The sequence below is a fragment of the Maridesulfovibrio pacificus (SeqCode) genome (assembly GCF_048612815.1).
GTDB lineage: Bacteria > Desulfobacterota > Desulfovibrionia > Desulfovibrionales > Desulfovibrionaceae > Maridesulfovibrio > Maridesulfovibrio pacificus.
In genome coordinates this window covers 3471370-3489548 of sequence record NZ_JBLZNE010000001.1, presented here as the reverse complement: position 1 = coordinate 3489548, position 18179 = coordinate 3471370, and the positions used below count along the sequence as shown (strand labels likewise).

The following is an 18179-nucleotide window of genomic DNA, read 5'->3' as shown; positions in this document are numbered from 1 at the left end:
CCCAAAACCTTTTATTTCGGCTTCGCCGCTTTTGGCGATAAATTTCCTTATTAAAAAAAGGGCCTTGCCGGAGCAAAGCCCCTTTGCTTTTTATGCGTCAGGGTAAAGCTCTGCAGCCATATCCCGGAGTTTGTATTTCTGAATCTTGCCGCTTGCGGTCATGGGATAAGCGTCAAGGAAAGTAATGAACTTGGGAATCTTGTAGCGGGAAATCTGACCACGGCAGTAGTCAATGACATCCTGCTTGGTCATTTCCACACCATCCTTGAGGATGATGAACGCTCCGACCTGCTCCCCGTACTTTTCGCTGGGAACACCAGCCACCTGAACATCAAGAATACCGTCCATGGTGTAGAGGAATTCTTCAATTTCACGCGGATAGATATTCTCACCGCCACGGATGATCATATCTTTGAGACGTCCGGTAACATCAACATACCCTTCGTCATCCATGGTTCCGAGGTCGCCGGAATGGAGCCAGCCATTCATATCAATAGTGGAATTGGTGGCTTCGGGGTTGTTGTAGTAACCCTTCATAACGTTGTAGCCGCGACAGCAGATTTCACCTGTTTCACCATGTTCGCACATCTCACCTGTTTCCGGGTTGATGATGGCGACTTCGATTTCAGGCATAGCCCGCCCGACTGTTTCGGTACGGCGCTGAATGCTGTCGGTCATGCGGGTCTGGGTCATAACCGGGGAAGCCTCGGTCAGACCGTAACAGATAGTAATATCAGTCATGTTCATCTTATCCATAACCTTCTTCATGACCTCAATAGGACATGGCGATCCGGCCATGATACCGGTACGCAGGGAAGAATAATCGAACTTGGTGAACAGCTTGTGCTCAAGGATGGCGATGAACATGGTCGGTACACCGTAAAGGGCGGTACACTTTTCCTGATCAACGGAAGCCATGACCAGCAGCGGGTCAAATCCTTCAAGGATGACCATTGTGGTTCCGTGGTTCACCGCAGCCAGAACACCGAGAACACAACCGAAGCAGTGAAACAGAGGTACGGGCAGACAAAGACGGTCACCGGGTTTGAAGCCCTGGTTCTCACCGATCCAGAACCCGTTGTTACCGATATTGTAGTGGGTCAGCTGAACACCTTTAGGGAACCCTGTGGTTCCGGAAGTGTACTGCATGTTGACTACGTCATGCGGATCGAGTGTTGCCTGACGTGCTTCGTAATCTTCTTCTGTGGTCACTGCGGAAAGGTTGATAACCTCAGCCATGGAGTACATGCCGCGGTGCTTTTCCTGACCGAGAAAGAAAACCCTTTTGAGATCGGGGAATTTTTCGCTTTTGAGGTAACCGCGTTCCTGAGTCTTAAGTTCGGGAATCAGGTCATATGCAGTCTGGAGATAATCAATCTCCCTAAAACCGTCGATGATGACGAGGTTTTCGCACTCTGACTGCTTGAGCAGGTACTCCAGCTCGGTGGTGCGGTAAAAAGTATTAACGGTCAGCAGGATGGCCCCGATTTTCGCAGTAGCGAACTGCAATGCTACCCAGTAAGGCACGTTGGTGGCCCAAACAGCGACTTTCTCGCCTTTCTTGACTCCGAGAGCCATAAGGCCCATGGCCAGATCATCCACCAGCTCACCGAATTCACGGTAAGTCAGGCGGAAATCGCGGTCCACGTAAACTACGGCTTCCTGATCGGGATATTTTTCAACAGTTTCGTCCAGCAATGCCCCGAGAGTAATTTCCCTAAGATGTGATTGTTCCATGAAACTCCTCTCTTATTCCGGGAAATAAAGGACCGCGTAGATATCACACTTTTCATTGCCTTCAGCAGCAACATAATGCGGAACTACAGAATTGAAATAAACGCTGTCGCCTGCTTCCAGCACACTTTCTTCCTTGCCGTAAACTACTTTGAGTTTACCGGAGACAACTATGATGAACTCCTCGCCTTCATGAGAGGTCAGCTTGGGTTCGCCGTCCTCAGGCTGAATTTCAATAAAAAAAGGCTCCATGTGACGATCGCTCTTACCTTTGGCAAGGGAGAAATACTTCATGGATGCAGTCTTTTCCTGATCTGAATGCATGGTAAACTCTTCCTTGCGCTCGCCAAGCTTGACGATAAGAGGATCTTTGCTGACCTGATCATCAAGGAAAGTGCCGAGTCTAACGCCAAGGGCTCTTGCAATCTTAAGTAGGGGACCTAGGGAGGGATATTTATCTTTTTCTTCTACGGCTTCAAGGAAATCAACTCCGAGGCCGGTGCGTGAGGAAAACTCTTCAAGGCTGATGCCCTGCTTTTCCCTGAATGTCTTAATACGATGTCCTACTTTTGCTTTGCTCATAACTCCCTCTACTGGTCTAAGCCCGTTTTTACGGCATTTTGATAAAACTACATAAAAAAGCTAAAAAATGAGTACTTACATTAATGTCGATCACTTGTCATCAACCTCATAATGCAACACCGATTTTTAACAATCATCAAAGCGGCAATCACTCTAAATCTTCCACCAAGAAAAATGAAGAACAAAATTAGGCATTAACAGATTTTTACCTGCGATCGCTTTCATCAATTATAATTGTGCGTCAATACTAAATTTTGTTAGTGGAATTTTATGTAAATATTATCTATAGTGCGCATAAATAACAGGAATTCAAAAGGGACAATAAATGGCCGCGGCAGAACAAAACTCAGGAAGACAAACAATCAAGGGCGTCTTTTCCAGTCAGAATGTGCAAAAGATTGGTACAGGTACCACTGTGCGCCGGACCATCAGCAAGATGTACTGGATGGCAGAAGAGCTTAATCCTGAAAATGTAGAAGTGCAGGCTCTGAACACAAGTTACATTCCTGCCGGACCGAAATCAGTTGTCCCCATGGAAGAGTTTCTTTCCAAATACTCGCCGGAACCTGAATTTTACGTCTCCACTGTCTACCCTAAAATGCAGGAGCTGAACTCCACCATTACCCGTGGGGAAAAAGCAAGGCAGGCCGGAGCTACTTACAGTGCAGAATTCGAATTTCAGAATGCACTGGGTGTTGATGAAGATAACGTTAAAGCAAACTTTGGTCTCGGATTGACCTACATGGAACGCGGTGAATCCAACAAGGCTAACGATATTTTCAACAGACTGGTTAAACTTGATGCAGCTTTTCAGGCTGAACACAAACATCTGTTCAATGAATTCGGCATCAACCTGCGCAAGACGGGCATGCAGGATCAGGCTATTGACTACTACGAACGTGCACTAGAAATGACCAGCAACGATGAAAACCTGCATTACAACATTGCCCGGGCCTATTTTGAAAAAGGGGTACTTGATAAATGCTCTGCGCACCTGAAAAAAGCCCTTGAGCTGAATGCCAGCCACGACGAGGCATCCAAATTTCTGGAGTTTCTCAAAAAGCACCATCCTGAACAGGTCTCTTAAGCACTCCGATCTCAACAAATTTTAAATCCCCTTCCATCAAATGATGAAAGGGGATTTTTTAGTTATTTTTTCTCAAGCAAAGCTGAGTAGAAAAATTCATGCAGTTCCGAATCCGGCGGTGTGGTCCACTCTTTGAGCGGGACCGCATCCTTGTGCCGTTTGAGGAAGGCCCCGATCTGGCCTTCGTTCTCAGCAGGATTAAGGGTGCAGGTGATATAAGCCAGCCGCCCGCCACTGCGTATGGTTTCCCATGCATTATCCAGAATGCGGGACTGCAGGAGAACCAGAGACTCCACATCTTCCGGGGTGCGCTTGAATTTGGTATCCGGCCTGCGTGAAAGCACGCCCAGCCCGGAACAGGGGACATCAAGCAAAGCAGTGCCGATAGAATCTTTTGCCAGCGGCGGATTAATGGCTGAAGCACGGAAAGCAGCCACCGACGGGACCTCCCGCCTCAATGCCGCCAGCCTTCTGGCATGAGGATCACTGGCAATGATGGGTGAAATTTTCTTGGAATGAAGAAACCTTGATTTGCCGCCACGACCGGAACAACCGTCCCAGACCGGAGTGGGCCATTCAGAAGGGTCCAGCACGGAAAGAGCCTCGCGGGCTGCGTAGCTCTGGCGGATAACCGACTCTTTCAGTCCCTTAAATGCCTGCGGCCAGTAACCGGAATAAAAGGCGAAAGCCTGTCCGTCAGAGGCAATGTAATCTTTTTCATCCAGCAACTGCTCGGCTGCAGCCTTGGCCTCGCTGTTATTGATATCAAGAACAAAGCCTGCGGCAGGGGGACAAATCTGCGCTTCAAGATACTGCTCGGCCTTATCGCGGCCATAGCTGTTAACCCAAAGCTCTACAATCCACTCCGGACAGGAGTAGTATGCGGAAAGAAATTCTATTTCGGAATCACAGTTGCGGCGAAAAAAATCTTCATCTGCACCATCTTCAGCTAAACGGGCAACCTTGCGCAATACAGCATTTGCCAGACCGCCGAGTTTACCTCGAGAAAGACGTTTTGCGGAATCAACGCCCCAGTCCACGGAAGCATAAGCCGGAACATCCATATGCAGGATTTCATATGCAGCCATGCCCAGCACCCGCAATATCGGAGCGGGTAACCCGTCAGGACGGGAAAGAAAACAATTAAGTACGGACTGCAGCCGCAAGCGCATGCGCAGATAACCGTAAAGAATTTCCGTAACAAACCCTCGATCACGCGCATCCAGCTTTGACGAAGTGAGGGCGTCATCCAGAACAGCCTGTGCATCAGCTCCACCATCAAGAGCGCGAGTTACACAATCAAAAGCAATCCCTCTGGGGCCGGGCAAAATATTTTTCTTCATAAACTGGTTCCCGGCTTAAAGCCCGGTAAGAGGGGTCAGCGCAACATTTTTTTCCGCATCTGCGGGAAGCTTCTCTTCCTTGATAAAACGGCGCAGTGCATTCTCTACATCGATAAGGGAAACCTGAGTATCAAGACAAGGACCGTTGGGGCGATCATTGAGCACTCCGTAAACCGGAAGCGGATAGGTATCCTGAATACCGCTGGCAAGGTCACGCTCACAAGCAATGGCAATGATCATGCGCGGGCGGTTCTGCACAACCAGACGGCGGGCAATTGTACCACCGGTGGCTACATGGAAATGAACCCCGTATTTATCGCGGAGCTCCAGCAGTCCCTTAATTGTACACAGGCCGCAACGCTTGCAGTTGTTGATATCGTAGGTCAGACGCATATCGCAACGGCTGGCCTGCAGACAATGCGGAGTCAGGATCATGATCTTTTCGGGATCAAAACGGCCGACTTCGGAAAGAACCAGCTCGTTATTAACCTTGATGAAAGAACCACGGATCTTGCGTTTGGAAAGACCGAACACACGTCCCAGAATGGTCATCAGGGGCAGGAAAAGCTTAACGCTAAGCCCACGCGCCTTCTGCGAAAAAGGAAAGGTTCGCTGGAACACAACGTTGGTAAGCAGACCGACATAGCCCCAGCCGACCAGCACGATGAGTGCAAAAACGAACAGGCCCCAAGTCCATGAAGCCCACGCGCCAAATGAATCCAGTCCGGCATAAGGCACATACCAAAGCAAGGCCAGAAACGCACAAAGCAGTACGCAGGTTCCTGTGATCAGACCAATGAAAAGGCGCTTTTTGTTATCTTTTTCTACACTCATCTATTAAATCCGAAGTTAACACTTATTCATGTAACCGCACATAAAGGCTTTGCCGTCCATCTCTTTCTTTCCGGCAGGCTTGACCTTGGATGCGAGGTAAATTTTATCTTGGCAGGCGATGCCGAGCATGCCGTCATACTCGCCAACGATGGTTCCGGGGGCGAGATCTTCAACCTCTTCATCTCCGGGCTTACCGGGAGAAAGCACAAGGCGGAGGGGTTCTTTACCTTCCGGAGTCCAGAAGTAATAGGCACCGGGCCACGGATACATGCCCCTGATCTTATTGTGCACTTCCTTAACCGGAAGGTCCCAATCGATCAGCCCTTCTTCCTTGCTCAGCTTTTCAGCATAGGTAGCAATGGAGTCATCCTGAGGCATAACGGTCAAACGACCATCCCGATAGCGCAGCAGGGTTTCCATGACCAATGGACCGCCCATGTCGGCAAGTTCATCATGAACCTTACCTGTAAAGTCGTCCCAGGCAATGCCAAGCGCCTGCTGAACCAGAATAGGACCGGTATCCAGTCCCGCTTCCATCTTCATGATGGTAATCCCGGTGGCATGGTCACCATTGGCAACCGCCCTGTGGATGGGTGCGGCACCGCGATACTTGGGCAGCAGGGAAGCATGCACGTTAATGGGCATAACTGCGGGAACATTCAGCACAGACTGCGGCAGGATCAACCCGTAGGCTGCAACAACCAGAAAATCAGGTTCCAGCGCACGCAGCTCTTCAACGTCTTTTTCGTCCTTGAAATTCAAGGGCTGGTAAACCGGGATGTCATTCTTAAGAGCAACATCCTTTACAGCGGAACAACGCACCTTCTGCCCACGGCCGCATTTGCGGTCCGGCTGGGTGTAGGCTGCAATGACCTCACATCCGTCCCATTCCACGAGATACTCGAGAATGGTGGACGCGAAGTCCGGTGTTCCCATGAAAACTATTTTCCAGCGCTTTTCAGCCATTTTTTTACCTTCTTATCGTACATTGCACGTTTCAGGCGGCCTACACGGTCGACAATGAGAGTTCCATCCAGATGATCAATTTCATGCTGCAGCACAATGGCCAGAAAATCGTCTGCTTCAATGCGGACGTCATTACCTTCAAGGTCAGTACCGGTTACGGTAACTGTCTCATGGCGTTTGATCACGCATTTGAAACCGGGGCAGGAAAGGCAGGCTTCCTCGGAGTCCACCTTCTGGCTGCTTTTTTCAACGATTTCAGGGTTGATGATAACCTGTAGGTCAGTGCGCTCTTTGGGGCCGGAAGGGTCAATAACAATCAGACGTTTCTGAATTCCGACCTGCGGGGCGGCAAGGCCCACACCGTCGTCTTCGTACATGGTCTCGATCATGTTATCGATGGTTTCCTTCAGCTCAGGAGTGACTTCCTCAACTCTGGAACAGACTTCTTTCAAAGACTCTTCAGGATAAGCTAAAATTTCTAATTTCATATTTATGGCCTCCGGCGGCTCTTCGAAGACGCCTTCAGCGGGACCAAAGGGGATAATCCCCTTTGGAATCCCTGAGGGTTGAATTTATTTAAATCAGCGTGATTATGCATCCACAACGGCGAAGTCCCACTAAAAGTGGTTTAAACCGCCGGAGGCATTCTTATGCTTCTTTCTTTTCTCTAAGACGAATACCGAGCTCACGGAGCTGGGTAGCGGAAACGCCTGCGGGTGCTTCGGTCATCAGACAGGTAGCCTTCTGTGTTTTGGGGAAGGCGATAACGTCCCTGATGGATTTTGCGCCACACAGAATCATAATAAGTCTGTCCAGACCAAAAGCAATACCACCGTGCGGCGGCGCACCGAACTGAAGCGCATCCATGAGGAAGCCGAACTTAGCGCGAGCTTCTTCTTCGTCGATACCCAGAGCAGCGAACATTTTCTGCTGCATTTCGGGGGTGTGGATACGGATGGAACCACCACCTACTTCATAACCGTTCATAACGAGGTCGTATGCACGGGCAAGCGCTTCGGCAGGCTTGTCACCCAGTTCGTCAATCTGCCCTTCCTGCGGAGAGGTGAAGGGATGGTGACGGGCAACGTAGCGTTTTTCGTCGGCGTTGTACTCAAGCAGCGGAAAGTCGGTAACCCAGAGAGGGGCGTATTTGGACTCGTCGATGAGTTCAAAACGCTCACCGAGCTTGATACGCAAAGCGGCAAGAGCGGCGTTGACAATGTCGGCTGCTCCGGCCTGGAAGAAGAGGATGTCGCCGGGCTGGCAGTTGGTGAGTTCACGCAGCTTTGCGCACTCTTCTTCGGAGAAGAATTTTACAATGGGAGACTGCCATTCGCCGTCTTCCTTAACCTTGATCCATGCGAGGCCTTTGGAACCGTAAATTTCTACGAACTTGGTGTATTCGTCGATCTCCTTACGGGAAAGCTCGGCACCGCCCGGTACACGCAGGATTTTGATCAGCTCGGAGCTGGCGAAAACCTTGAAGTCGGAACCCTTGAAGATATCGGTAGCTTCCTGAAGCTTGAGGTCGAAACGTACGTCAGGCTTGTCACAACCGTAATCGCGCATGGCATCAGCGTAGGTCATGCGGGGGAAGGATGCGGGGAGTTCGGTTTCGATGGTCTCTTTGAAGACGGTGCGAACCATTTCTTCAGCCATACCCATAACCTGCTCTTCGTTCACAAAGCTCATTTCGATATCGATCTGGGTGAACTCGGGCTGGCGGTCGGCGCGAAGGTCTTCGTCACGGAAACATTTTACGATCTGGAAGTAACGGTCCATGCCGGAAACCATGAGCATCTGTTTGAAGAGCTGCGGAGACTGCGGCAGAGCGTAGAAATCACCGTTGTTCATACGGCTGGGTACGAGGAAGTCACGCGCTCCTTCAGGAGTGGACTTGGTCAGTACCGGGGTCTCGATTTCGAGAAAGCCGAGGTTGTCGAGGTAACGGCGAACGGACTGTGCTGCCTTGTTGCGCAGGATGAAGTTCTTGGCAAGCACAGGGCGGCGCAGATCCAGAAAACGGTATTTCAGACGCAGCATTTCAGAAGCGTCGGAACGGTCTTCAATGGCGAACGGGGGAGTTTCGGAAGTGTTGAGAAGTTTCCACTCATCAACAACGATCTCGATTTCACCGGTGGTCAGGTTGGTGTTGCGCATACCGTCGGGGCGTTCGCGAACTTCACCTTTAATAGCGACCACGTATTCGGAACGGATAGCGTGTGCGCGCTCGTGAGCATCAGCGTTGTGCTCGGGGCTGAAAACAACCTGAGTAAGACCTTCACGGTCGCGCAGGTCGATGAAGATCAGGCCGCCGTGGTCGCGGCGAAACTGGACCCAGCCCATGATCAGGACTTTTTCGCCCATGTTTGCTGCGGTGATCTCGTTGCAGCTATGGGTACGTGTCCAATCTCCAAGAGGTTCAATCACTCGGTATTCGTCGTAATCGCGTTCTTCAATTTGTTCAGACATTTTTAGTCTCTCCCGATATTATTTGAAATTTTCTACTTAAAATATTCGTCGCGACTGACAGTTTCCTGCTCGCCGCCTTCGGCCATATCCTTAATGGTGACCGTTCCGTTTTCGAATTCATCCGCACCGAAGATAAAACACTTCTGCGCGTTAATTTTATTAGCATGGCGCAGTTGGGCTTTCATGCTTTTTGCAGTGAAACCAACTTCGCCCTTAAGGCCGGAGCGACGCAGCTTCTCACCGAAAATGAGGGAATCCCTGGCTGCTCTTTCATCTACAAGAGCCACGTAAAAATCTGCTTCAGGCTCAAACTCACCTTCCAGCAACATGGCAAGACGTTCCATGCCACAGGCAAAACCGATTGCCGGAACCTTTTTGGGACCGCCAAGAGATTCTACCAGCCCATCATAGCGGCCGCCGCCGGCAACTGCTGTCTGGGCTCCGATATCACCGGATGTTACTTCAAAGGCTGTACGCTGATAGTAGTCCAATCCACGTACAAGACGGGGATTGAGGGTATACTGGAGGCCAGCCTCGTCAATCAGAGCGATGACGGTATCAAAATGTTCACGACACTCTCCGCAAAGGTGATCCGGAAGAGTCGGTGCATTTTCGGTAAGGGCTTTACAATTTTTGCTTTTACAATCGAGCACTCGCAGAGGATTTGTATCCATGCGACGCTGACAGTCATCACAAAGCTGTTCCCGGTCAAGAGAGGCCAAGAAATCCTTCAAAGCCTGATTGTACTTGGGACGACATTCAGGGCAACCAAGGGAATTCAATTCGAAAGAAAGTTTTTCCAGACCGATATTGCTTAAAAAGGAAGAGAGCATAAGCAAAACTTCAGCATCGGCCTGAGGTTCAGCTGCCCCGAAAATTTCCGCATCAATCTGATGAAACTGACGCATGCGTCCAGCCTGCGGTCTTTCGTACCTGAACATCGGGCCGAAAGTAAAAAATTTGCTAACCTTGCCCGGCTGGTAGATTTTATTTTCCACGTAAGCCCGCACAATACCGGCAGTAGCCTCGGGACGCATGGTCAGGGAGCGACCCTTGCGGTCAGGGAAAGTATACATTTCCTTCTGGACCACATCGGTTTCCTCACCGATGGAACGACAGAAAAGTTCTGTTTTTTCCAGAATAGGTACTCTCAGTTCCCCATAACCATATGAAGAGAAAACATCCCTTGCAGTCTTCTCCATGAACGCATATCTTGCACTATCCTCTGGAAAGAGGTCTGCAACACCTTTGATTTTCTGTATTTTTGCCATCTCTCTTCTCTTTGCGAATTTCCGGGGAATGCTGATATTTGTAGTCCGCCCCCGGCACGGAGCGTGGAACCAAATTTCGTTAGTCTATTATCATATGAATGTCAAAAACCATTGCGGCAACACGGCCATTCGCTCAAATCACCAAAAAGCTATGAAAGAACCAGAGGCAATGCGCAAGTAAAAAGATCGTAAGAATACGTATAACCACATGCACTTTAGCAGCTGTCTGGTTGCTAATTAGTCTAAGCTGCGGCATTAAAGGCACAGGAGATTAAACATTATGGAAATGATAACATCACAGGATTACCAAGAATACATCGGCCCCAATGCGGGTAAGTACCTTTTCAATTTCGCCAAATTCCAGCAGCTGCATGACGGCTTCACTGTAACTTGGCACTGGCCTGCATTTTTATTCGGGTTCTGGTGGTTTCTATATCGTAAAATGTACTTCTGGGCAGCAATCACCTTTCTGATCGGTTTTCTGCCCTTCGGCAATTTCATTGCCCAGATCGGTTACGGTATGAGCGCATATTTTTTCTACTACCGCGACTCCACTGCCAAGATCGGCGCTATTAAATCAACAGCTCCGGTCGGAGGAGCCTCAATCATCATGCGTGATACCGGAGGGGTGCACGGCTGGGTGAAAATCGTCGGCCTGCTTTGCTTTTTCCTGCAACCGCTCTGGATTTTTTTCATGTCCCTTTTCTTTGGAAGTGCCTTCTTCTTTTCTTTCCATCAAGTTATGGTATAAGGAGGGTAGACACTAATATTTGAAGGGGGTCCTTAATGAAAACTTTCTCATTCAGGCTGCTGAGCTCTTTATTTGTGGGGGCAATATCGGTCATGCTGCTTTCCGCCAGCGACTGCCTTGCCCAGAAACGGCTGGCACTGCTTATCGGAAACTCGGCCTACTCTAAAATCGGGGCACTCAAAAACCCGGTAAATGATGTGGTAGCCATGAACCGTTCGCTAAAGAAAGCCGGATTTGATGTCATGGTGGTCAAAAATGCCGACCGCAATACCATGGGCCGTGCCATTGATGACTTCGGACGCAAGCTCAAAAGCTATGATGTGGGATTGTTTTATTTTTCAGGACACGGGCTGCAGGTCAACGGAATCAACTATCTCTGCCCGCTGGGAATGTCTGTTCAAGGGCAATCCGATGTGCAGTATGAAGCCATTGATGCCGGAAAGGTGCTGGCGAAAATGGAAGATGCCGGAAACAGCATGAACATTGTCATCCTTGATGCCTGCCGCAACAACCCTTTCAAGCGAAGCTTTCGTTCTATGCGTAACGGTCTGGCCCAGATGGATGCCCCGACAGGATCATTCATTGCCTTTGCCACCGCTCCGGGCAAGACAGCCCTTGACGGTCGCGGCAACAACAGTCCCTACGTAACCCACATGCTCAGCAACATGAACAGCAAGGGTCTGACCATTGAGCAGTTCTTCAAGAAGGTCCGCCAGGGAGTGATCAAGGACACCAGCCGCAAGCAGGTTCCGTGGGAATCTTCCTCGCTGGTCGGCGATTTTTACTTCTCCGGCAAAGGTTCTTCCGGTTCGTCTTCATCGCAAGCATCAAGCCAAGCTACAACAACTCAGCAACAACAGACTCCGCCTCCGGCTCCCAAGCCGAGACCTAAGCCCAAGAAGAACAAGGATGAGCAAGTCATGGATATGTTGTTGAATTAGCTAAAAAGCAAAAAGGCCCGGTTAACCGGGCCTTTTCTTTATTATCTTTGCAGCAACCTCTCACCGGCATCCACCGATCTGGTCACCCAGACGTTACCGCCGATGACCGAGCCTTTGCCGATGGTCACGCGGCCGAGGATGGTGGCCCCGGAGTAGACGATAACATCGTCTTCCACAATGGGGTGACGGGGAATTCCCTTGATCAGGTTGCCTGAATCATCCTGCGGGAAGCTCTTCGCCCCGAGGGTAACGCCCTGATAGAGACGGACATTGCGACCGATGATGCAGGTTTCGCCGATAACGGTTCCTGTTCCGTGGTCGATAAAGAAATGCTCGCCCACCTGCGCACCGGGGTGAATATCAATCCCGGTCTTGGAATGAGCCATCTCGCCGATGATGCGCGGGATGAGGTCCACATTCAGTTTGTAAAGCTCATGGGCAATACGGTGGTGGGTCATGGCGATGATGCTGGGGTAGCAGAAGATGGTCTCGCCCGGACTCTTGGACGCGGGGTCCCCCACATAAGCTGCCTGCACATCAGTCGCCAGCAGACGGCGTATTTCCGGCAGTTTCATCATAAACTCTGAAGCGATGCGCTGGGCATCAGCCTCACAGTTGGTACAGTTAAATTCATCGGTCTTGCAGAAAAAACAATGTCCGCGCAGGATCTGTTCTTCCAGAATCCGGTAAGCCGCATCGAGGTTGCCCCCGATGTGGTAGCGCATAGTTTCGGGACGGATTTCGGAATCACCGAAATAACCGGGAAACAGTACCGCCCGCAGCCTTTCCACAAACTCTCCCAGTGCAATGATAGAAGGCATGGGACGGTCATGTTCAGGCATGTGATAAACTGTCTGATATGACTCTTCCTCGCACAAGGCGTCCACAACCTTCGTCAGCACGGAGCCACCGATCTTACTAACCATTTTCTAAACCTCAGTCCTTGAACAAAGCGGTGCTTAAGTAACGCTCCCCTGTATCGGGAACTATAAAGACAACCAGCTTGTCCTTGTTTTCTTCACGTTTTGCAATCTTCACAGCCGCATGAGCCGCAGCCCCGGCTGAAATACCGCACAAAATTCCTTCTTCCTGAATGAGCCTGCGGGACATGGCAATGGCATCCTCGTCCGCAACCTTGACGATCTCGTCAATAAGTTCAGTATGCAAGACCTCAGGAACAAACCCGGCTCCTATGCCCTGAATACCGTGCGGGGAAGGTCCACCGCCGGACAGGACCGGAGATTTTTCCGGCTCAACCGCAACAACTTTAATCGCCGGATTGCGTTTTTTCAGCTCAGAACCGACTCCGGTAAGAGTACCTCCGGTACCGACCCCAACCACAAAAATATCAATCTTGCCGTCGGTATCATCCCATATTTCATTGACGGTTTTATTTCGGTGGGCAAGCGGATTGTCAGGATTATCGAACTGCAAAGGCAGGAAAGCATTCGGGTCTGCGGCTGCAATCTCCTTGGCCTTATTCACTGCTCCGGTCATGCCTTTTTCCGCCGGAGTCAAAACCAGCTCAGCACCGAACCCTTTGAGCAGGTCCTTACGTTCCTGACTCATGGATTCCGGCATGGTCAAAATTAGCTTGTAGCCTTTCACGGCGCAGACAAAAGCCAGCCCGATTCCGGTATTACCACTTGTCGGCTCAACAACAGTTGCGCCCGGCTTGAGTGCACCCCGCTTTTCAGCCTCCTCAATCATGGAAACGCCGATGCGGTCTTTAACCGATGAGCAGGGATTGAAAAATTCCAGTTTGGCTACAACCTGGCCTGCACAACCTTCAGTGACTTTATTCAATTTCACCAGCGGAGTATTCCCAACCAGTGAAATCATGGAATCATGTATGTTCATATTAAACCCACTTGATATTGTTTTTCTAAACTCCTGCCTCAATTCAATGCAAAAAGCAAAATATGGGCGAAATCTTACAATAAATAAAATTTCGCCCTTTAATTCTTAATGATCGTGATCGTCCACCCAGTCGAGTCCTTCATCACCGCGACGGAAGGGAGACATTTCGCGCAGCCTGCTGATAATGGGCGGCAGCTCCTTGAGCACGAGATCAATATCCTCGTCAGTGTTGTAGGTGGACAGGGAGAAACGGAGTGAACCGTGGGCAAAAGTAAATGGGACACCCATGGCACGGAGTACGTGTGACGGCTCGAGAGAACCGGAAGTACAGGCCGAACCGGAGCTGGCAGCAATACCGAACTGGTCGAGCATGAGCAGCATGGCCTCGCCTTCAATGAACTTGAAAGCAATGGACAGGGTATTAGGCAGCCTCATTTCCTGATCACCATTGATGATGGAATCGGGGATAGCAGCCATGAGCCCCTTTTCAAGGCGATCACGCATCGCCCGCACACGGGTGTTCTCGTCATCGATATGCTTAACGGCAAGATCCATGGCTACGCCGAGACCGACAATACCGGGAAGGTTCTCGGTTCCGCCGCGTCTGCCGTGCTCCTGATGCCCGCCGAGCATGAAAGGACGGAAGGGAGCATTCTTACGCACAAACAGAGCTCCGATCCCCTTGGGGGCGTGAATTTTATGCCCGGACAGAACAAGGTAATCCACGGGCAGGGTCTGGAGGTCAATAGCGATTTTACCCACAGCCTGTACAGCGTCAGTATGAAAAAGCACACCGTGTTTCTTGGCGATTTCAGCCATTTCATGAATAGGAGAAATTACGCCGGATTCGTTGTTGGCGTACATGACTGAAACAAGGGCGGTGTCGGGACGGAAAGCAGTGCGGTACTGATCCATATCGAACTTACCCTTGGAGTCCACAGACAGGTAAGTCACATCATAACCCTTGCGCTCATAATGCTTGGCAACGTTGAGTACCGCCGGGTGCTCCACACGGGTGGTAATGATGTGACGCTTTTCGGGCTGCGCTTCGAGGGCGGAAAAGATAGCAGTATTATCTCCCTCGGTTCCACAGGAAGTAAAGATGATCTCATCGGGGTCGCAGTTCAAACCGGCAGCTACTTTCTGACGGGCCTGCTCCATAAGCATTCCGGACTGACCGCCGAGGCGATGCATGGAGGAAGGGTTACCGTATTCATCGTCAAGCAGGGGCAGGATTGCTTCACGCACTTCCGGTGCGACCATTGTAGTGGCGTTGTTATCAAGATATGCTGGCATGACTAGGCCTCCTGCACACTGATTTCAGGTTCCACGGTTTCCTTCAGGCGACGCTCAACAAAATCCTTAAGGGTACGGCCGCTGGAAGGGCATCCTACACAGGCACCGCGCAGGGAAACGATAACTTCATGACCGTCAATATCGATGAGCTCAATATCACCGCCATCCTTGTTCAGGGCCGGACGGATTTCTTCGTCGATAACCTTGGTCACCAGTTGAAAACGCTTAATGTTGGTCAGCTTGGCAGGCTTTTCCGGTTCCGGTGCAGGCTTGGCTGCTTCACCAGTCAGGACTTCAGTGATGATCTCTTCGATACGTCCGTGACATTCCTCACAGCCGCCACCGGCCTTGGTGAAGTTGGTAACTTCTTCAAGGGTAGTCAGCTTGTTTTCCTTGACCGCGCGGATGATCTGAAGATCGGTCACACCGAAGCACTTACAGACAATTTCACCTTCGGGTGCCGGAGCAGCTCCAAGGCCGCGATACTTGCGGATAGCATCTTCAAGTGCTTCCTGTCCCATTACGGAACAGTGCATCTTTTCCTTGGGCAGTCCGCCAAGGGCCTCGGCGATATCCTTGTTGCTGACCTTTGCAGCTTCATCGAGGGTCATACCCTTAATCAGCTCGGTAAGCACGGAGCTGGAGGCAATAGCACTTGCGCAGCCGAAAGTCTGAAACTTGGCGTCAACAATGCGCTCATCTTCATCAATTTTGAGAAACAGCCTCAGTGCATCACCACAGGAAAGAGAACCGACCTCGCCGATAGCATCCGCGTCTTCAATTACCCCGACATTCTTGGGGTTGAGAAAATGCTCTTGAACCTTACTAGTATATTCCCACATATTATCCTCCGCATCTCTGTTGCGTGAATCTGGTTTATAAGAAATATCTTAAGCATACCCTTTTCCGAATATTTTCGAAAGAAAAACGGTCTGCTTTCTATTATTCAACAAAATTTCATACCATTTTGGTATGATTTATTTTACGCTCAAGCCCTTTGCTTAGCAAGTTTTTTATACTTTCATAGTAGATATTAGGTTGTGATAGCTAAAAAGCAAGGGGGTGAACTGGATCACCCCCCAAAATTCATCAAAAAATATGAGTTAAATCAATCAGAGTGATACTCCTGCGGTTGCATTTCCCCACGCAACACGGCCAAACCACCACGACCCATTACTTCCATTTCTTCCAAACCGGTGACAGCTTTCACCGGAGCAATGAATCCGACAATATCTTCCACAGCCTTGACCAGCAACTCACTGCGGGCAACACCGCCGGTTAGGATAATTGCATCGATGGGACGCTTTTGCGGGTCGTCCTTCATCAATGCCGGAATAAAGGAACAGATATGCTTGGATGCATTGTAAACCAGTGCTTCCAATACTAAACGGGCTTCCGCGTCACCTTCTTCCATGCGAGCCTGAACTTCGCGCATATCATTTGTTCCCAACAATCCTAAAATTCCTGATCTGGAGGTCACAACCTTACGCATTTCATCGAAAGTATACTGACCTGACTCCACCAGATTGAGTACGGGAAGAATTGGCAGCGTTCCTGAACGCTCAGGGCTGAACGGACCTTCTCCGTCGAGGGCGTTAATAACATCAACCACCTTGCCGTACCTGTGGGCTCCGATGGATACACCGCCGCCCATGTGGCCGACTATGAATTTTGCCTGCTCATATTCCAATCCCATTTCAGCGGCCACGCTGCGGGCGACTCCGCGCTGGCTCAAGGCATGGAATACGCTGCGCCGCTTAATTTCCGGCAACCCGGTAACCTTTGCAACAGGGTCCATTTCATCAGTAACCACCGGGTCCATTATCATGGAAGGCACTTCCCAGAATTCGGCAAATTCACGGGCAAGTATTGCACCGAGATTGCAAGGATGGACACCGTAACGACCGCTTTCCAGATCGGAAATCATTGCATCATTGATTGAATACGGTCCACCGGGGATAGGCTTAAGCAAGCCGCCGCGCCCGACAACCATATCCGGTGTTCCTTTTGAAAGCTCGTTTTTAATAAGATCCATAACAGCAACACTGCGAAACTCTTTCTGTTCCATTACAGTGGAAAATTTATCTATTCTTTCACGGGGATGACTCACTTCAGCATCAAAAGATATTTTACCTTCGTTGAAGATCGCCACTTTGGTTGATGTTGATCCGGGATTGATTACAAGAATTCTCGAACCCATTCATATTCTCCGTAAGTTTACTGCAAGTTTGAATTTATGCATTATGTGCTAAAATGGAGAAAAACAAAAGTAATACGCTACATTCCCGGAGTCCTTGACTAAAATCAAGTCGGAGTTACCTTTTAAAATATGGTATAATTACAAATACAAACAACACCTTTCACTCAAAAGGCTGCCGTTATGACTTTAAAAGTAGTACCCATCAACACCCTGACCGCTACACGCAGAAAAATTCTGCATGCAGCCTACAGGTGTGCCGCGAAAACCGGATTCAATAATCTTGATGTGGATGAAATTGCGCTCAAGGCAGGAGTGACCCGTAAGACCCTCTACAGCTACTTCAATGGACTTGAAAATTTATTGAGTGAACTGGCGGTATCCGGGATTTACTGGCCGACCACTGAAGAGTTGCTGTCCAATGCCCCATCCGAATTCCCGGAAATCGAACCGGAAAAGCAGGTGGCTGCTTTTTTCACCGCCCTGCGACGGACTTTGGAAACAAGGCCGGACACCCTGCGTCTGCTGGCTTGGGAGATGCTGGAGCGCACCACGCTCTCGGAATTACTGGAAGATGTACGTGTGAGGACCGCGCTGGAATTTTTCGAACACATGACCCCGGACGTACCTGATGATGTAGATCTTGCCGCCGCAGTAGCAATATTGGGCGGAGCCATTTCCTACCTGTCAATCCGCTCCCTAAACACCAAGCATTACGGCGGGGTCAGCCTGCAGGATGAGGTCGGTTGGGATCGCATGGAAGCGGCCATGCAGGGCATGCTCAAAGGACTGCTTTGCCTGAAGCCGGAAACTATGGATTAACTATCCATTAAAGCCTCATTATT

The 18179-nt window shown here is 50.0% G+C and carries 17 protein-coding genes; 4 read left to right on the top strand and 13 right to left on the bottom strand.

The window, feature by feature from the left end; all coding sequences use genetic code 11:
• Positions 1 to 90: 90 nt before the first annotated feature.
• Positions 91 to 1737 carry an AMP-binding protein gene (locus ACNI23_RS16125; protein ID WP_420250232.1) on the bottom strand — a complete coding sequence of 549 codons (1647 nt, stop codon included), beginning with the start codon at positions 1735 to 1737 and terminating at the stop codon, positions 91 to 93.
• 12 nt (positions 1738 to 1749) lie between these two features.
• Positions 1750 to 2316 carry a helix-turn-helix domain-containing protein gene (locus ACNI23_RS16120; RefSeq protein ID WP_420250231.1) on the bottom strand — a complete coding sequence of 189 codons (567 nt, stop codon included), beginning with the start codon at positions 2314 to 2316 and terminating at the stop codon, positions 1750 to 1752.
• A 325-nt stretch (positions 2317 to 2641) separates the two neighbouring features.
• Here ACNI23_RS16120 and ACNI23_RS16115 point away from each other — a divergent pair, with 325 nt between their 5' ends.
• Complete coding sequence (locus ACNI23_RS16115; protein WP_420250229.1) at positions 2642 to 3403, top strand: tetratricopeptide repeat protein; 762 nt, start codon at positions 2642 to 2644, stop codon at positions 3401 to 3403.
• A 62-nt stretch (positions 3404 to 3465) separates the two neighbouring features.
• Here the strand turns inward: ACNI23_RS16115 and ACNI23_RS16110 are convergent, their stop codons facing one another.
• From ACNI23_RS16110 to hisS, 6 genes are all read right to left on the bottom strand, one after another.
• Positions 3466 to 4746, bottom strand: coding sequence for a transcription antitermination factor NusB (locus ACNI23_RS16110; RefSeq protein WP_420250227.1), 1281 nt, complete (start codon positions 4744 to 4746; stop codon positions 3466 to 3468).
• A gap of 15 nt (positions 4747 to 4761) precedes the next feature.
• The gene (locus ACNI23_RS16105) at positions 4762 to 5580 is read right to left on the bottom strand and encodes a DUF116 domain-containing protein (protein WP_420250225.1); all 819 of its coding nucleotides are present in this window, start codon (positions 5578 to 5580) and stop codon (positions 4762 to 4764) included.
• Positions 5581 to 5595: 15 nt separating this feature from the next.
• A complete protein-coding gene (gene fmt / locus ACNI23_RS16100) occupies positions 5596 to 6546 on the bottom strand; it encodes a methionyl-tRNA formyltransferase (RefSeq protein WP_420250223.1) in 951 nt (316 codons plus the stop codon).
• Positions 6522 to 7034, bottom strand: coding sequence for a peptide deformylase (gene def / locus ACNI23_RS16095; RefSeq protein WP_420250221.1), 513 nt, complete (start codon positions 7032 to 7034; stop codon positions 6522 to 6524). The genes fmt and def overlap by 25 nt, the downstream gene beginning before the upstream one ends.
• 160 nt (positions 7035 to 7194) lie before the next feature.
• Positions 7195 to 9018 (bottom strand): aspartate--tRNA ligase, encoded by a 1824-nt coding sequence (gene aspS / locus ACNI23_RS16090; protein WP_420250219.1) that lies wholly within the window; start codon positions 9016 to 9018, stop codon positions 7195 to 7197.
• Positions 9019 to 9050: 32 nt separating this feature from the next.
• Positions 9051 to 10289, bottom strand: a complete 1239-nt coding sequence (gene hisS / locus ACNI23_RS16085; RefSeq protein WP_420250217.1) for a histidine--tRNA ligase — start codon at positions 10287 to 10289, stop codon at positions 9051 to 9053.
• Between the two features lie 280 nt (positions 10290 to 10569).
• Between hisS and ACNI23_RS16080 the strand changes: the two genes are divergently transcribed.
• Together ACNI23_RS16080 and ACNI23_RS16075 are read left to right on the top strand one after the other, a co-directional pair.
• Positions 10570 to 11040: a DUF2628 domain-containing protein gene (locus ACNI23_RS16080; protein WP_420250216.1), complete on the top strand. Its 471-nt coding sequence runs from the start codon at positions 10570 to 10572 to the stop codon at positions 11038 to 11040.
• A 35-nt stretch (positions 11041 to 11075) separates the two neighbouring features.
• Entirely contained in the window at positions 11076 to 11981 is a 906-nt protein-coding gene (locus tag ACNI23_RS16075; protein WP_420250214.1) for a caspase family protein, read from the top strand.
• A gap of 41 nt (positions 11982 to 12022) precedes the next feature.
• Here ACNI23_RS16075 and ACNI23_RS16070 read toward each other — a convergent pair whose 3' ends face one another.
• From ACNI23_RS16070 to buk, 5 genes are all read right to left on the bottom strand, one after another.
• Positions 12023 to 12907, bottom strand: a complete 885-nt coding sequence (locus tag ACNI23_RS16070) for a serine O-acetyltransferase (protein WP_420250212.1) — start codon at positions 12905 to 12907, stop codon at positions 12023 to 12025.
• A 10-nt stretch (positions 12908 to 12917) separates the two neighbouring features.
• Positions 12918 to 13841: a cysteine synthase A gene (gene cysK / locus ACNI23_RS16065; protein WP_420250210.1), complete on the bottom strand. Its 924-nt coding sequence runs from the start codon at positions 13839 to 13841 to the stop codon at positions 12918 to 12920.
• 105 nt (positions 13842 to 13946) lie between these two features.
• Positions 13947 to 15137 carry a cysteine desulfurase NifS gene (gene nifS / locus ACNI23_RS16060; protein ID WP_420250208.1) on the bottom strand — a complete coding sequence of 397 codons (1191 nt, stop codon included), beginning with the start codon at positions 15135 to 15137 and terminating at the stop codon, positions 13947 to 13949.
• Between the two features lie 2 nt (positions 15138 to 15139).
• Entirely contained in the window at positions 15140 to 15979 is an 840-nt protein-coding gene (gene nifU / locus ACNI23_RS16055) for a Fe-S cluster assembly protein NifU (RefSeq protein ID WP_420250207.1), read from the bottom strand.
• 266 nt (positions 15980 to 16245) lie between these two features.
• Complete coding sequence (gene buk / locus ACNI23_RS16050) at positions 16246 to 17337, bottom strand: butyrate kinase (protein ID WP_420250206.1); 1092 nt, start codon at positions 17335 to 17337, stop codon at positions 16246 to 16248.
• A gap of 180 nt (positions 17338 to 17517) precedes the next feature.
• Between buk and ACNI23_RS16045 the strand changes: the two genes are divergently transcribed.
• Positions 17518 to 18156 carry a TetR/AcrR family transcriptional regulator gene (locus tag ACNI23_RS16045; protein WP_420250204.1) on the top strand — a complete coding sequence of 213 codons (639 nt, stop codon included), beginning with the start codon at positions 17518 to 17520 and terminating at the stop codon, positions 18154 to 18156.
• Positions 18157 to 18179 lie beyond the last annotated feature (23 nt).

Bases quoted from the DNA above. Each gene is read 5' to 3' on its own strand.
- ACNI23_RS16110 (WP_420250227.1), bottom strand. From the start codon at position 4,746: ATGAAGAAAAATATTTTGCCCGGCCCCAGAGGGATTGCTTTTGATTGT.
- fmt (WP_420250223.1), bottom strand. From the start codon at position 6,546: ATGGCTGAAAAGCGCTGGAAAATAGTTTTCATGGGAACACCGGACTTC.
- aspS (WP_420250219.1), bottom strand. From the start codon at position 9,018: ATGTCTGAACAAATTGAAGAACGCGATTACGACGAATACCGAGTGATT.
- buk (WP_420250206.1), bottom strand. From the start codon at position 17,337: ATGGGTTCGAGAATTCTTGTAATCAATCCCGGATCAACATCAACCAAA.
- ACNI23_RS16125 (WP_420250232.1), bottom strand. From the start codon at position 1,737: ATGGAACAATCACATCTTAGGGAAATTACTCTCGGGGCATTGCTGGAC.
- ACNI23_RS16120 (WP_420250231.1), bottom strand. From the start codon at position 2,316: ATGAGCAAAGCAAAAGTAGGACATCGTATTAAGACATTCAGGGAAAAG.
- ACNI23_RS16080 (WP_420250216.1), top strand. From the start codon at position 10,570: ATGGAAATGATAACATCACAGGATTACCAAGAATACATCGGCCCCAAT.
- nifU (WP_420250207.1), bottom strand. From the start codon at position 15,979: ATGTGGGAATATACTAGTAAGGTTCAAGAGCATTTTCTCAACCCCAAG.
- cysK (WP_420250210.1), bottom strand. From the start codon at position 13,841: ATGAACATACATGATTCCATGATTTCACTGGTTGGGAATACTCCGCTG.
- nifS (WP_420250208.1), bottom strand. From the start codon at position 15,137: ATGCCAGCATATCTTGATAACAACGCCACTACAATGGTCGCACCGGAA.
- ACNI23_RS16070 (WP_420250212.1), bottom strand. From the start codon at position 12,907: ATGGTTAGTAAGATCGGTGGCTCCGTGCTGACGAAGGTTGTGGACGCC.
- ACNI23_RS16075 (WP_420250214.1), top strand. From the start codon at position 11,076: ATGAAAACTTTCTCATTCAGGCTGCTGAGCTCTTTATTTGTGGGGGCA.
- hisS (WP_420250217.1), bottom strand. From the start codon at position 10,289: ATGGCAAAAATACAGAAAATCAAAGGTGTTGCAGACCTCTTTCCAGAG.
- ACNI23_RS16045 (WP_420250204.1), top strand. From the start codon at position 17,518: ATGACTTTAAAAGTAGTACCCATCAACACCCTGACCGCTACACGCAGA.
- ACNI23_RS16115 (WP_420250229.1), top strand. From the start codon at position 2,642: ATGGCCGCGGCAGAACAAAACTCAGGAAGACAAACAATCAAGGGCGTC.
- ACNI23_RS16105 (WP_420250225.1), bottom strand. From the start codon at position 5,580: ATGAGTGTAGAAAAAGATAACAAAAAGCGCCTTTTCATTGGTCTGATC.
- def (WP_420250221.1), bottom strand. From the start codon at position 7,034: ATGAAATTAGAAATTTTAGCTTATCCTGAAGAGTCTTTGAAAGAAGTC.